This window comes from Micromonospora sp. NPDC005197 (assembly GCF_040608295.1).
Taxonomy (GTDB): domain Bacteria; phylum Actinomycetota; class Actinomycetes; order Mycobacteriales; family Micromonosporaceae; genus Micromonospora.
Window position 1 is genome coordinate 1 of the sequence record NZ_JBEXHY010000130.1, and the last position, 13,723, is coordinate 13,723.

Sequence of the window (13,723 nt, forward strand, 5' to 3'; positions counted from 1 at the left end):
TACTAACACCGACCCACATACACTCTTCCCCAACCCCCCGCTTTTCCTATATAGATCTACCACTCCGCGCGAATCCGCCGCGGCTTGGTCGACGGCGACGTCGCCGTCGCCGCCAAGTCCGTCGACGAGGTCGTGCACCTGCTCGCCGAACTCATGGACAACGCGACCGCCTACTCGCCGCCGGGCAGCGAGACCTGGGTGAGCGGCCGCAGCCTCGGCGACCGGGTCATCATCCAGATCAGCGACGAGGGCGTCGGCCTGCCCCCACAGCGGTTGCAGCAGCTCAACGAGCTGCTGGCCCGACCGCCCGCCATCGACGTCGCCGCCGTGCGGGCCATGGGGCTGGTCGTCGTGGGTCAGCTCGCCGCCCGCCTGGGAGCCAGCGTCCAACTGCGTCGCGGCCCCCGCCGCGGCACCCTCGCCGAGGCGACGCTGCCCGCGGCGATGATCCGGTCGTTGCCGCCGGAGGAGTTCCTGCTCGCGCCGGGCCGGCTGTCGCGGCGGGCAGCCCGCACCTCCGCACCCCCGCCGTACCGGCCGCGGTCGGAGCCGACCGCCGGGCACGCCCCCGCGGCGCGGACCCTGCCGGCGGCGCCCGTGTTCCGCCCGACGCCCAGCGCGGACCGCGGCGACGCGCCGACCGAGGAGCTGCTCATCTTCGAACAGGTCAACCACTGGTTCCACGCCGATGTCGTCGACGCCTCCGACGGTCGGCAGTGGTCCAGCCCCGCCGACGACGCCTGGCGTACCGCCGCGCAGGCGCACACGCCCGACGTGGCCGCGACCACCAACTCCGGCCTGCCCAAACGACAGCCGCAACGGCACCTGGTGCCCGGCGGCGTCACCGTGGGGCAGCAACAGCAACGCTCCGAATACCGGGACCCGGCCCAGGTCGCCAGCGCGATGGCCGCGTACGCGCGCGGAGTGGCGGCCCGCCGGCGCACCCCGATCAACCTCGGCAACTCATGACCGACAGGGAGAGCACGTGACCGACCACCAGGACCTCGGCTGGCTGCTGGACAGCTTCGCCGAGCGCGCGACCGAGGTCAGCCATGCGATCGCCATCTCCAGTGACGGCCTGATGGTGGCCGCCACCCGCGACCTGCCCCCGGACCGGGCCGACCAGCTCGCCGCGACGGGCAGCGGCCTGGTCAGCCTGCTGCGCGGCGCGGCGGCCTTCTTCGACGCCGGGGCGGTGATCTCCAACGTCACCCAGCTCGAAGGCGGCTTCATGTTCTCGATGGCCTTCAACGACGGGGCGTCGCTGCTGGTGCTCGCCGCGCCCGAGTGCGACGTGGGCAAGGTCTCCTACGAGATGACGGAGCTGGCCAACCGGATCGGCGACGCGCTGACCCCCGCGGCCCGTGCGGCGCTCGCCCGCAGCCGCTGACCCCACCGACAGACCCCTCCCCTTCCCCTGGAGACGACATGTCCCTCACCACCCCTGCGCGCAGCCGTGCCCTCGCCGCCGTGCTGCTCGCGCTCGTGCTGACCGTCAGCACAGCCTGCGCCGACGACGAGCCCGGCACGACCGGCGGCGGATCCATCAAGATCGGTCTGCTCGCCTCGCTGTCCGGGACGTACCAGTCCGTCGGCAAGGAGATCCGCGACGGCTTCGAGCTGTACCTGGACACGCACGACGGCAAGCTCGGCGGCCGGCAGGTCGACCTCGTCGTCGCCGACGAGGGCAACGGCGCCGCGACCGCCGTGCCGGCGGCGACCAAGCTGCTCAAGCAGGACCGCGTGGCCGCGCTCACCGGCATCGTCGGCGGCGGTTCGGTCGCCGGCGTCTACCCGCTGCTGCAGGAGACCAAGGTCCCCCTCGTCGGCTCCAACGGCCGGCCGGAGATCAAGGACGTCACCCGGGTCTGGCACACCTCGTACCTCTCCGACGAGCCGGGCGCCGCGATCGCCCAGCACGTCCGGGACAACGTCAAGGGCTCGGTGTACGCCATCGGCCCCGACTACCAGGGCGGCTGGGACGAGCTGCGCGGCTTCACCGAGGCGTTCGCCAAGGCCGGCGGAACGCTCGCCAACCCCGACGGCAAGACCACCTTCACCCCGTTCCCGGCCACCACCAACTTCACGCCGTACTTCGCCCGCATCAAGGCCTCCGGCGCGCAGGCGGTCTACACCTTCTACGCCGGCAGCGCCGCCGTCGACTTCGTCAAGCAGTACGCGCAGTCCGAGATCAAGGACGTTCCGCTGTACGCGGCGGGTTTCCTCACCGAGGGCGGCGTGCTCAACGCGCAGGGCGAAGCCGCCCGGGACATCTTCTCGGTGCTCAACTACTCCCCCGACCTCGACAACGCCGAGAACCGTGGCTTCGTCGCGGCGTGGAAGGCCAAGCACGACGGGTCGCCGACGACGTACGCCCTGGCGTCGTACGACGCGGCGGCGGTGCTCGACCGGGCCATCGGGGCCGCCGGGAGCGACCCGACCCCGGAGGCGATCAACGCGCAGATCGGCAAACTCGGGCAGGTCGCCAGCCCGCGCGGCGCCTGGCAGTTCTCCACGGTCACGCACTCGCCAGTGCAGAAGTGGTACCTGCGTCAGGTCCGCCAGGACGGCCGGGCGCTGTCCAACACCGTCGTGGGTGACCTCGCGACCATCGGCCGGTGATCACGGTGGCGGCCGGCCCGAACCGGATCGACCCGTACGTCATCCCGGCGCTGGACGGTGTCGCCTACGGGCTGCTCGTCTTCGTGGCGGCGGCGGGCCTGGTCTTCTGTTTCGGCGTCGCCAACATCCTCAACCTGGCGCACGGCATGCTCTACGCGATCGGCGGCTACACCGCCGCGGCGCTGTTCGACGGCGGCTGGGCGAGTCTGGCCCTGGCGCTGGGTGTCGGCGTGCTGGCCGCCGCCGCGACGGGGGTGCTGCTCGCCGGCCTGCTCACACCGGTCGCCACCGGCAACCACCTCACCCAGGCGCTGCTGACCTTCGGGGTGGCGCTGGCCGGCGGCAGCCTGCTCGTCGCCGGCTTCGGGCCCGACGATCCGCAGGTCCTGGTGCCCGCCGCCCTCGACGGGTCGGTGGCGGTCGCCGGGCACCGCTACGCCGCGTACCGGCTGGTGTTCATCGTGGTGGCCGCGGCGCTCGCGGCCGGGCTCTACCTGACGGTGCGGCGGACCCGGGCCGGAATGCTGGTCCGCGCCGCCGTGGACGACGCGGAGATGGTCGCCTGCCTGGGCGTGAGCCCCGCGCGGATCAGGGTGGGTGTGCTCGCCGCCGGTGGCGCGCTGGCCGGCGCGGCCGGGGTCCTGGGCGCCCCCATCATCGGTCCCGGCGCGGACACCGCCGACACGGTGCTGCTGCTCTCGCTGGTGGTCGTCGTCCTCGGCGGCCTCGGATCCATGGTCGGCACCCTGCTCGCGGCGCTGGCGATCGGGGAGATCCAGACCCTGGGCGTGGCGCTGCTGCCGTCGGCCGCCCCGTTCCTGCTGTTCGCCGCCATGGCCGCCGTACTCGCCGTGCGGGCACGGGGCCTGGCCCTGCGGTGGGCGGCGACGTGAGGGACGAGGTGATCCGCCGGGTACGCGTCGCCGTCGCGACGGTCGTCCTGGCCGGCCTGGTCGTGGCGCCGTGGGTGGTGGACGACTACACCGCGGCGATCCTCGCCCGGACGCTGGCGCTGGGCCTGGTCGGGGTGAGCGTGGCGCTGCTCACCGGTGTCGCCGGCATGCCCACCCTGGGCCAGACCGCGCCGTACGCCGCAGGCGCGTACGCCAGCGCCGTGCTCGGCAGCCAGGTCTCCGACGTCGGCGTCGTGCAGGTCGCCGTGGCGGCGCTCGCCGGGGCGACGCTGGCCGCCGTGACCCTGCCGCTTGTCGTCCCGGCCCGGGGCGTCATCGTGCTGATGATCACCCTGGCCGTCGGTGAGCTCGTCGTGACCGTTCTCGGGCGTTGGCGGTCGGTGACCGGCGGCACCGACGGCCTGGCCGGCATCGATCCGATCCGTCCACTGTGGGGCCTGCCGATCCTGGCCACCGACCAGGCCCGGTATCTCTACACGCTGGTCGTCGTGGCGGCGCTCGTCGGCGCGGTGCTCCTGCTGCTGCGGACCCGGGTCGGGTTGCTGCTGCGCGCCGGCCGGGACGACGAGATGCGGCTGCGGGCCAGCGGGCACCGCGTGGGGCTGTACCTGTCCGGCGCGCACGTCGCCGCCGGGGCGATCGCCGGCGCCGCGGGCTCCCTGCTCGTCGTCGCCCAGCAGTACATCTCCCCCGCCGACTTCGGCTTCGACACCTCCGCGCTGCTCCTGCTCGGCGTCGTCATCGGCGGCACCGCCTCGGTCGGCGGCGCGCTGGTCGGGGCGGCGCTCGTCATCGCCGTACGCGACTGGTTGTTCGGGGTGCTGCCCGGTCACGCGCCGCTGGTGCTGGGCGCCCTGTTCGTGGCGACGGTCTACCTCCTGCCCACCGGCGTCACCCGGGTCCGTCGACCGCGCGGCAGCCCACGACGACCGATCCCCGCGCCGGGCCACCCGGACGCGGCACCCATCCCCGACCGCGGCCCGACGTCGGAGCTGCGCGTATGAACTGCCTGCTCAGCGCCGAGAAGATCAGCGTGCGGTACGGCTCACTCGCCGCGCTCACCGACGTCGACCTGTGCGTGCACGACGGTCAGCGACACGCCCTGATCGGGCCCAACGGGGCCGGCAAGACGACCCTGCTCAACGTGCTCGGCGCCACGACGCGGCCACAGCGCGGCACGGTGCGCTTCGCCGGCCGCGACGTCAGCCGGCTCGGGCCGGCGGCACGGGCCCGCCGCGGCATCAACCGGATCCACCAACGACCCGCGGTCTTCGCGACGCTCACCGCGACCGAGAACATCGAGGTCGCCGCGCTGCCCCGAACGATCCGGCGGCGCAGGTGGTGGCCCGGTGGGACTCGGGACGCGGCCCGCCAGCGCGCCACCGGGTTGCTGGACCAGCTGGGCCTGTCCGACCTCGCGACGGTGCCGGCCGGTCACCTCGCCCACGGCCAACGTCGGCAGTTGGAGATCGCGATGGCCCTCGCCGGCCGTCCCCGCCTGCTGCTGCTCGACGAACCGGCGGCCGGGCTGTCGGCCACCGAGGTCGGCCGGCTGGCCGAGCTGCTGGCGGCGCTGCCCCGGCAGGTCGCCGTGCTGCTGGTCGAGCACCACCTCGACCTGGTGTACGCCCTCTGCGACACCGTCACCGTGCTGCGCGACGGCCGGACACTGGCCGCCGGCACACCGGACGAGATCCGTACCTCGCCGCTGGTGCGGCAGGCCTACGCCGACGGGGTGTCCTGATGCTGTACGTGGAGCGGCTCTGCGCCGGTTACGCCGGGGGAATCGTGCTGCACGAGGTGACCCTGCGGGTACCGCCGGGCAGCATCCAGGCGGTGGTGGGCCGCAACGGGGCCGGCAAGAGCACCCTCGTGCACACCATCGCCGGGCTGGTGCGCGCCTCCAGCGGCCGCATCGAGATCGGCGGCGTCCACGTGGCCGGGCGGCAACCCCACCGGGTCGCCCAGTCCGGCGTCGGCCTCGTCCCGCAGGGCCGGCGCGTCTTCTCCCGGTTGACGGTGGCCGAGCACCTCGTCCTGGCGGCGGCGCCGTGGCGGGCCGCGACACCCGGCGGCGAGGGCTGGACGGTGCCCCGGATCCTCGAACTGCTGCCCCGGCTGGCGGTCCGGCTGCGCCACCGTGGCTGCGAACTGTCCGGCGGCGAGCAGCAGATGCTGGCCATCGCCCGCGCGCTGCTCGGTCAACCACGGGTGCTGCTGCTCGACGAGCCCTGTGAGGGGCTCGCCCCCGACCTGGCCGCGCGGGTCCGCGACCTCATCGGTCACCTGGCCGCCGGCGGGTTGACCGTGCTGCTCGTCGAACAGCAACTCCGCCACGCGCTGGAGATCGCCGACCGGGTCGCGGTGCTGGAGTACGGCCGGGTCGTCTACGACCGGCCGACCGCCGAGGCGCGCAGCGACCCGGGCCCCCTGGAGGCGATGGTCAGCATCGCCGCCACCGGGCCGCCCCCGGCCACCCGATCGACCCCTCGGCTCTGGGCCGACACCCCGTAGGTCACCCGATCCCTCTCGGAGAGGCAGAAGACGATGGCGACTCCCACAGGCGATGCCGCGTACACCTTCGACAACGGCGCACCGGACGCGGTCCCGCAGATGCGGGCGCTGGAGTCCTTCCTGGACCCGATCACGATGCGCCGCCTGGCCCGCCCGGTCCTGCGCCTCGGGTCGACCTGCTGGGAGGTCGGGGCCGGTGGCGGCTCGATGGCCCGACGGATCGCCCGCGCGGTCGGCGCGGACGGCCGCGTGCTGGCCACCGACATCGACCCCACGCACCTGCGGGCGGAGGGCAACCTGAGCGTACGCCGGCACGACGTGCGCACCGAGGCCCCGCCCGGGGACGCGTTCGACCTGATCCACGCCCGTCTGGTGCTGCTGCACCTGCCCGAGCGCCGACGGGTCCTGCGCACCCTCGCCGGCGCGCTGACGCCCGGCGGCTGGCTGGTCGTCGAGGAGTTCGACTGCACCACGCCGGTGCGGGTGCTGAACGCGCCGAGCGACGACGCGGCGAAGCTGTTCGCGCAGGTGATGGACACCATGATGGGTGTGCTGCAGGACCACGGCGCCGACCTGGGGTGGGCGCAGGACGTGCACACCGAGATGACGCTCGCCGGCCTCACCGACGTCGACACCATCACCCACTCGCAGAGCTGGGCGGGCGGGTCGACCGGCACGTCGCTCTACGAGACGAACTCCCGTCAGTTGGAGCCGGACCTGCTGGCGGCCGGCCTGACGCCCCAGCAGCTGAACGCCTTCCGTCGACTGACGCGCGACCCCGCGTTCGCCGTCATGTCGTACCACTTCGTCTCGACGCGCGGCCGTCGGGCCGGTTAGGTCACCGGTGTGACCCGCAGCCGGTGTGCGTGGCGGGCCACACACCCCCTAAAGCATCCTAGGAAAGATCTGCGGCGTCGTTGGCGGGGTTCAGGTGCGCGATCGGGTACTCATGACGTCTTTACAGCTTGCCGGTGAGCGGGTTCTCCACCGACAGTTCGCCCTGATCGATAAGCCAGCTCACGGACTCGAGGATCGCGTCTTCCGGTTCCCAGGCGGGTGCGTAGCCGAGGAGGGTGCGGGATTTCTCGATGGACAGCACGTGGTTGCGCTGCAGGTGGCCCCAGCTGTCTTCGGCGAATTCGGGCGTCGTAATGCTGCGGAACTCATCCCAGGTGATTGATTCGAGTGTCGCCTGCTGTCCGAACCAGCCGGCCGCGATGGTGGCGTAACCGCGCACGTTCAGTGCGTGTGCGGCAACGGCGTGGAAGTCTTCGCCTGCCGCGGCGTCACGGTGGGTGGCCGCGAGCTCGAACACCTGCGCGACGTCGTCGGCGTGCACGTGATGCATCGATTCGGCGCCGCTGCCGGGGATGCGCAGAGTGCGACCGGCGGAGATGTCCGCCCAGGTCTCGGGGTTGGTGTTGCCGAGCACACCCGTCGGGTGCCATCCGGGTCCGACGATGTGACCCGGGTGCACGGAGGTCGTCACCAGGCCGCCGCTCGCGGTTTCCCGTTTGAGGTACTGGGCGATCATTTCCTTCTGGGTGCCGTACTCGTCGATGGCGGGGGTGCCTTCGCCTTCGCTGATGGGCAGCTTGATGCTGGGGCCGTACCGCCACAGCGATCCGCAGTGCACGAGGTGGTCGACCTGGCCGCGGATCGTTTCGACCAGGGCGGTGGTGCTCTCGATGGTGAAGCTGAGCAGGTCGATGACGACGTCGGGGTGCTGCGCCAGGACGGTGGCTCCGAAGGTGCCATCGATGTCCTGCTGCTCGCGGTCGACCACGACCTGCGTGACCTGTTGCCACTCGGGGCTGTCGGAGTACGCCTTACGGGTTCCCCGGCTCATGCTGGTCACGTCGTGGCCGGCGCGTACGAGGCGGGGAACGAGAAAGGTACCGATGTGGCCGCTGCCACCGACGACGAGTACGCGCATGATGATCCGTTCGTTCAGAGGGGCCGGCATGTAAGGGCGGGGTCGCCGCGAATTGAGCGCTTCGGCTCGGTCCGGATCAGGTGAGGTTAGGCAGAGAGCGACTCACGCGCCCGCTGGTCGATGTGCTCCGTGCCGGCCCGTGCGCGACGACTCTGCAGGAACTCTCGCACGTCATCCCGGTGACTCACCCCTCCACGCTACGACTGGGCGGTACGGCGTATGCGGGCCAGCCGAGCCGTCCCGGCGGCTATGGAGAAAAGGTGGCAAACACCCCGAAGGTGACGTCTGGGCATTCACGCCGAGGATCGGGCGGAGATCGACGCCCGCGGCTCGACAGCCAAAAAGTTTTGTTGGGTTCCTACAACACAGCGACGGTTGGTTCGGCGGTTGCGCCATGGCGCTGTCCGTCCGGAGCCGGAAAAGTGACCACTGCCGGGAGCCGTCGACGTCCGGCACGCACATCATGGTCTACCAAAGGGGTCAGTCGGGTGTTCAACCGTGTCGCCATCGTCAACCGTGGTGAAGCCGCCATGCGGCTCATCCACGCGGTCCGAGAGCTGGCCGCGGAGACGGGCAGCCGGATCGAGACGGTCGCCCTCCACACCGACGTCGACCGCACGGCCACCTTCGTACGCGAGGCGGACATCGCGTACGACCTTGGTCCGGCGTCCGCCCGCCCGTACCTGAACCTGGCGACGCTGGAGCGCGCCCTGACCGAGACCGGCGCCGACGCCGCGTGGGTCGGTTGGGGCTTCGTTGCCGAGGATCCGGCGTTCGCGGAGCTGTGCGAGAAGATCGGGGTCACGTTCGTCGGGCCGAGCCCGGAGGCCATGCGCCAGCTCGGCGACAAGATCGGTGCGAAGCTGCTCGCCGAGGAGGTCGGCGTGCCGGTCGCGCCGTGGAGCCGCGGCGCCGTCGAGACCCTGGACGCCGCCCGGGCGGCGGCGGCCGAGATCGGCTACCCGCTCATGCTGAAGGCGACGGCCGGCGGCGGCGGGCGCGGCATCCGCGTGATCACGAACGAGACCGAACTCGCCGACGCGTACGAGCGCACCAGCCAGGAGGCGGCGCGGGCGTTCGGCAGCGGCATCGTGTTCCTGGAGCGTCTGGTCACCGGCGCCCGGCACGTCGAGGTCCAGGTGATCGCCGACGGCCAGGGCACCGCGTGGGCGCTCGGCGTGCGCGACTGCTCGGTGCAGCGGCGCAACCAGAAGGTCATCGAGGAGTCGGCCTCGCCGGTGCTCGACGCGTCCCAGGCGGCCGAGCTGAAGACCTCGGCGGAGCGGCTCGCCGTGGCGGTCGGCTACCGGGGCGCGGCGACCGTCGAGTTCCTCTACCACCCCGGCGACCGGCTGTTCGCGTTCCTGGAGGTCAACACCCGCCTGCAGGTCGAGCACCCGATCACCGAGCTGACCACCGGATTCGACCTGGTCAAGGCGCAGCTGCACGTCGCGTCCGGCGGCCGGCTCGTCGGCGAGCCGCCGGCCGAGCGGGGGCACGCCATCGAGGCCCGGCTCAACGCCGAGGACCCCGACCGGGACTTCGCGCCGTCACCGGGGCGCATCGCGCGGCTGGACCTGCCCGCCGGCCCGGGTATCCGGGTGGACACCGGCGTGAGCGAGGGCGACACCATCCCGGCCGACTTCGACTCGATGATCGCGAAGATCACCGCGTACGGGCGTGACCGCGACGAGGCGCTCGGCAAGCTGCGCCGGGCGATGGCCAACACCACGGTGATCATCGAGGGCGGCGCGACTAACAAGAGCTTCGTGCTCGACCTGCTCGACCAGCCCGAGATCATCGACGCCAGCGCCGACACCGGCTGGATCGACCGGGTCCGGGGCGAAGGCCGACTCGTGACGCACCGGCACTCCGCGGTCGCCCTGGCCGCCGCCGCCATCGAGTCGTACGAGGAGGAGGAGCGCGCCGAGCGGCAGCGGCTGCTGTCGACCGCCGCCGGTGGCCGCCCGCAGGTGCAGCACGCCAGCGGCCGGCCGCTGGACCTCAAGCTGCGCGGGGTCACCTACCGGATGCGGGTGGCGCGGATCGGGGCGCACCGGTTCCGCGTCGGCATCGAGGCGGGCGGCGCCGAGCGCACCGCCGACGTCGAGCTGGACCGCTTCGACCGGCACACCGGCCAGATCGTCGTCAACGGCATCCGGTACCGCCTGCTCACCGGCACGCACGGGCCGACCCACCTCGTCGAGGTTGACGGTGTGACGCACCGGGTCAGCCGCGACGAGGGCGGCGTCCTGCGCTCCCCCATGCCCGCGCTTGTCGTCGCCACTCCGCTGGAGGTCGGCGCCGAGGTCGAGGCGGGGGCGCCGGTGCTGGTGCTGGAGGCCATGAAGATGGAGACGGTGCTGCGCGCGCCGTTCAAGGCCCGGCTCAAGGAGTGCGCCGTCTCGGTGGGCAGCCAGGTGGAGGCGGGCGCGCCGCTGCTGCGGCTGGAACCGCTCGCCGACGAGGCCACCGAGACCGCGGCCGGCCCGAGCGTCGCCAGCGTCGAGCTGGACCTGCCCGCCGCCGACGACAACGCGGGGGCGTACGAGCGCAGCCGGCGCGGTCAGGAGGATCTGCGCGGCCTACTGCTCGGTTTCGACGTGGACCCGCACGACGACCGCAGGGTGCTTGACGACTACCTCGTGGTGCGACGGTTGGCCGCCGAGGACGGGCACCGACCGCTGGCCGCCGAGGTGGACCTCGTCGACGTGTTCGCCGACCTGGCCGAGCTGAGCCGGAACCGGCCGACCGGCGAGGACGGCGGCGCCCACGTCCGCAGCGCCCGGGAGTACTTCCACACCTACCTGCAGAGCCTCGACGTGGAGCGGGCCGGGCTGCCCGACGCCTTCCAGGCCAGGCTCGCCAAGGCACTGAGCCACTACGGCGTCACCGACCTGGAGCGCTCCCCCGGCCTGGAAGCCGCCGTGTTCCGGATCTTCCTGGCCCAGCAGCGCGCGTCCGCCGACGCCACAGTCGTGGCGTCGCTGCTGCGCGAGTGGCTGCGGGAGACCCCGCCGGACGAGTCGCTGCGCGAGCCGGCCGGTCTGGCGCTGGAGCGGCTGATCGCCGCGACGCAGGTCCGCTTCCCCGCCATCGCCGACCTGGCCCGGGGCGTGGTGTTCGCCTGGTTCGCGCAGCCGCTGCTGCGCCGCAACCGGGCCCGCGTCTACGCCCAGATCCGGGCGCACCTGCGACACCTGGACGCGCACCCGGACGCCCCCGACCGCGCCGAGCGCATCGCCGAGATGGTCCGCAGCACCGAGCCGCTGGTGCGTCTGCTCGGCCAGCGCCTGGTCCGTGACCACCTGGACAACACAATCATGCTGGAGGTGCTCACCCGCCGCTACTACGGCAACAAGGCCCTCACCCGGGTGCGGACCCGCGAGGTCGCCGACTGCGCCTTCGTGGTCGCCGAACGCGCGGACTCCAGTGTGGTCTCCACGGCGGTGAGCTTCGACGCGCTGGGCGGGGCGCTGCGTGGGCTCGCCGAGCTGGCCGGCGACGAGGACTCCGTCGACGCCGACATCTACCTCGGCTGGGAGAACCAGCCGGAGGACTTCGACGCGATGGCCGCCGCGCTGCTCCAGGTGATCACCGCACATCCGCTTCCGGCGCAGGTCCGCCGGCTCACCGCCACCGTCGCGGGTCGCGGCGGGGCGGTCATGCACCACCACTTCACCTTCCGCCCGTCGGACGGCGGAATGGTCGAGGACCGGCTGATCCGCGGTCTGCACCCGTACATCGCGCAGCGGATGCAGCTGGAGCGGCTGCACAAGTTCGACCTGACCCGGCTGCCGTCGTCCGACGAGGAGGTCTACCTCTTCCAGTGCGTGGCGCGGGAGAACCCGGCGGACGAGCGTCTCGTGGCGTTCGCCCAGGTGCGCGACCTGACCGAGCTGCGCGAGCAGGACGGCCGGCTGGTGGCGCTGCCGACGACCGAGGACGCCATCGCGGCCTGCCTCGACTCGATCCGCCGGGCCCAGTCGCGGCGGCCGTCGAAGACGCGCTTCACCACCAACCGGATCGTCGTCTACGTCTGGCCGCCGAGCGAGCTGACCCGCGAGGAGATGGAGATGATCGCCGGGCGCGTGCGTCCGACGACAGTGGGCGCCGGGCTGGAGGAGATCCTGTTCATCGCGCGGCAGCGCGACCGTCGCACCGGCGAGCTGACCAAGATCGCGGTACGGATCTCGTTCGACGCCGCGGGCGGCGCGGAGCTGGCCGTCGGCACGCCCCCGGTCGAGCCGGTCGAGCCGCTCGATGAGTACCGGCTGAAGGTGCTGCGGGCCAGCAGCCGCAACACGGTGTACCCGTACGAGTTGACCAGCCGGCTCGGTGACTTCGTCGAGTACGACCTCGACGACGCGCACGCGCTAATTCCGGTGGACCGGCCGAAGGGGCGCAACCGCGCCGCGATCGTCGCCGGTGTCGTCACCACGCCGGCCACGCTGCATCCGGAGGGTGTCACCCGGGTCGTGCTGCTCGGCGACCCGACGAAGTCGTTGGGCGCCCTGTCCGAGCCGGAGTGCCGGCGGGTGATCGCCGCGCTGGACCTCGCGGAGCGGATGCGGGTGCCGCTGGAGTGGTGGGCGCTGTCCGCCGGCGCCCGGATCTCGATGACCTCGGGTACGGAGAACATGGACTGGGTGGCCGCCGCCCTCAAGCGGATCGTCGAGTTCACCCAGGCCGGTGGCGAGATCAACATTGTGGTGGCGGGCATCAACGTCGGCGCGCAGCCGTACTGGAACGCCGAGGCCACGATGCTCATGCACACCAAGGGCGTCCTGGTGATGACGCCGGACTCGGCGATGGTGCTCACCGGCAAGCAGTCGCTCGACTTCTCCGGCGGGGTGTCCGCCGAGGACAACTTCGGCATCGGCGGCTACGACCGGGTGATGGGGCCGAATGGGCAGGCGCAGTACTGGGCGCCGAACCTGACCGCCGCGCGGGACGTGCTGATGGCCCACTACGAGCACACGTACGTCGCGCCCGGCGAGGACGCGCCGCGGCGGGCGAGCACCACCGACCCGGTGGACCGCGACGTCTCCACGTTCCCGCACGACGTGGCGGGCAGCCCCTTCCGCACGGTCGGTGAGATCTTCTCCGCCGAGGCCAACCCGGACCGCAAGAAGCCGTTCGACATCCGGACGGTGCTGCGGGCCCTCGCCGACCAGGACCACCCGGTGCTGGAGCGGTGGGCGGGCATGGCCGACGCCGACACCGCGGTCGTGCAGGACGCCCACCTCGGCGGCATCCCGGTATGCCTGCTCGGCATCGAGTCCCGGTCGGTGCCGCGGCGCGGGTTCCCGCCCACCGACGGCCCGGACACCTACACGGCGGGCACGTTGTTCCCCCGCTCGTCGAAGAAGGCCGCGCGGGCCATCAACGCCGCCAGCGGCAACCGGCCCCTGGTCGTGCTGGCGAACCTGTCCGGCTTCGACGGCTCGCCGGAGTCGATGCGCAAGCTGCAACTGGAGTACGGCGCCGAGATCGGCCGGGCGATCGTGAACTTCCAGGGCCCGATCGTCTTCTGCGTGATCTCGCGCTACCACGGCGGCGCCTTCGTGGTGTTCTCGAAGGCGTTGAACCCGAGCATGACGGTGCTCGCGCTGGAGGGGTCGTTCGCCTCGGTGCTCGGCGGCGCTCCCGCCGCGGCGGTGGTGTTCTCCGCCGACGTCAACGCCCGTACGGCCGCCGACGAGCGGGTGCGAGCCCTGGAGGCCCGCGTCGCCGC

General features: G+C 72.5%; 10 protein-coding genes. 9 read left to right on the forward strand and 1 reads right to left on the reverse strand.

Annotated features, from left to right (window positions below; genetic code table 11):
- Window positions 1–84: 84 nt before the first annotated feature.
- Genes ABZU46_RS26960 through ABZU46_RS26995 form a run of 8 tightly spaced genes read left to right on the forward strand, consistent with a single transcriptional unit; the run spans window position 85 to window position 6,887 of the window.
- Complete coding sequence (locus tag ABZU46_RS26960; RefSeq protein ID WP_354862125.1) at window positions 85–969, forward strand: ATP-binding protein; 885 nt, start codon at window positions 85–87, stop codon at window positions 967–969.
- 16 nt (window positions 970–985) lie between these two features.
- Window positions 986–1,390: a roadblock/LC7 domain-containing protein gene (locus tag ABZU46_RS26965; protein ID WP_007460021.1), complete on the forward strand. Its 405-nt coding sequence runs from the start codon at window positions 986–988 to the stop codon at window positions 1,388–1,390.
- A gap of 38 nt (window positions 1,391–1,428) precedes the next feature.
- A complete protein-coding gene (locus tag ABZU46_RS26970; protein ID WP_354862127.1) occupies window positions 1,429–2,622 on the forward strand; it encodes an ABC transporter substrate-binding protein in 1,194 nt (397 codons plus the stop codon).
- Window positions 2,619–3,515, forward strand: coding sequence for a branched-chain amino acid ABC transporter permease (locus tag ABZU46_RS26975; protein WP_354862129.1), 897 nt, complete (start codon window positions 2,619–2,621; stop codon window positions 3,513–3,515). The genes ABZU46_RS26970 and ABZU46_RS26975 overlap by 4 nt, the downstream gene beginning before the upstream one ends.
- Window positions 3,512–4,540 carry a branched-chain amino acid ABC transporter permease gene (locus ABZU46_RS26980; protein WP_354862130.1) on the forward strand — a complete coding sequence of 343 codons (1,029 nt, stop codon included), beginning with the start codon at window positions 3,512–3,514 and terminating at the stop codon, window positions 4,538–4,540. Before ABZU46_RS26975 ends, ABZU46_RS26980 begins: the two co-directional genes overlap by 4 nt.
- Entirely contained in the window at window positions 4,537–5,280 is a 744-nt protein-coding gene (locus ABZU46_RS26985) for an ABC transporter ATP-binding protein (RefSeq protein ID WP_354862132.1), read from the forward strand. The genes ABZU46_RS26980 and ABZU46_RS26985 overlap by 4 nt, the downstream gene beginning before the upstream one ends.
- The gene (locus tag ABZU46_RS26990) at window positions 5,280–6,050 is read left to right on the forward strand and encodes an ABC transporter ATP-binding protein (protein ID WP_354862134.1); all 771 of its coding nucleotides are present in this window, start codon (window positions 5,280–5,282) and stop codon (window positions 6,048–6,050) included. The genes ABZU46_RS26985 and ABZU46_RS26990 overlap by 1 nt, the downstream gene beginning before the upstream one ends.
- 33 nt (window positions 6,051–6,083) lie before the next feature.
- Window positions 6,084–6,887, forward strand: a complete 804-nt coding sequence (locus tag ABZU46_RS26995) for a methyltransferase (RefSeq protein ID WP_354862135.1) — start codon at window positions 6,084–6,086, stop codon at window positions 6,885–6,887.
- A gap of 121 nt (window positions 6,888–7,008) precedes the next feature.
- On the opposite strand, the gene ABZU46_RS27000 is transcribed toward ABZU46_RS26995, so the two are convergent.
- Window positions 7,009–7,986 carry an NAD(P)-dependent oxidoreductase gene (locus ABZU46_RS27000; RefSeq protein ID WP_354862137.1) on the reverse strand — a complete coding sequence of 326 codons (978 nt, stop codon included), beginning with the start codon at window positions 7,984–7,986 and terminating at the stop codon, window positions 7,009–7,011.
- Window positions 7,987–8,474: 488 nt separating this feature from the next.
- On the opposite strand from ABZU46_RS27000, the gene ABZU46_RS27005 reads away from it, so the two are divergent.
- Window positions 8,475–13,723: biotin carboxylase N-terminal domain-containing protein (locus ABZU46_RS27005; protein WP_354862138.1), on the forward strand; the 5,249-nt coding region annotated here is incomplete at its 3' end.

Coding starts and splice junctions, on each gene's coding strand:
- ABZU46_RS27000 (WP_354862137.1), bottom strand. CDS start 7,986: ATGCGCGTACTCGTCGTCGGTGGCAGCGGCCACATCGGTACCTTTCTC.
- ABZU46_RS26970 (WP_354862127.1), top strand. CDS start 1,429: ATGTCCCTCACCACCCCTGCGCGCAGCCGTGCCCTCGCCGCCGTGCTG.
- ABZU46_RS26995 (WP_354862135.1), top strand. CDS start 6,084: ATGGCGACTCCCACAGGCGATGCCGCGTACACCTTCGACAACGGCGCA.
- ABZU46_RS26990 (WP_354862134.1), top strand. CDS start 5,280: ATGCTGTACGTGGAGCGGCTCTGCGCCGGTTACGCCGGGGGAATCGTG.
- ABZU46_RS26985 (WP_354862132.1), top strand. CDS start 4,537: ATGAACTGCCTGCTCAGCGCCGAGAAGATCAGCGTGCGGTACGGCTCA.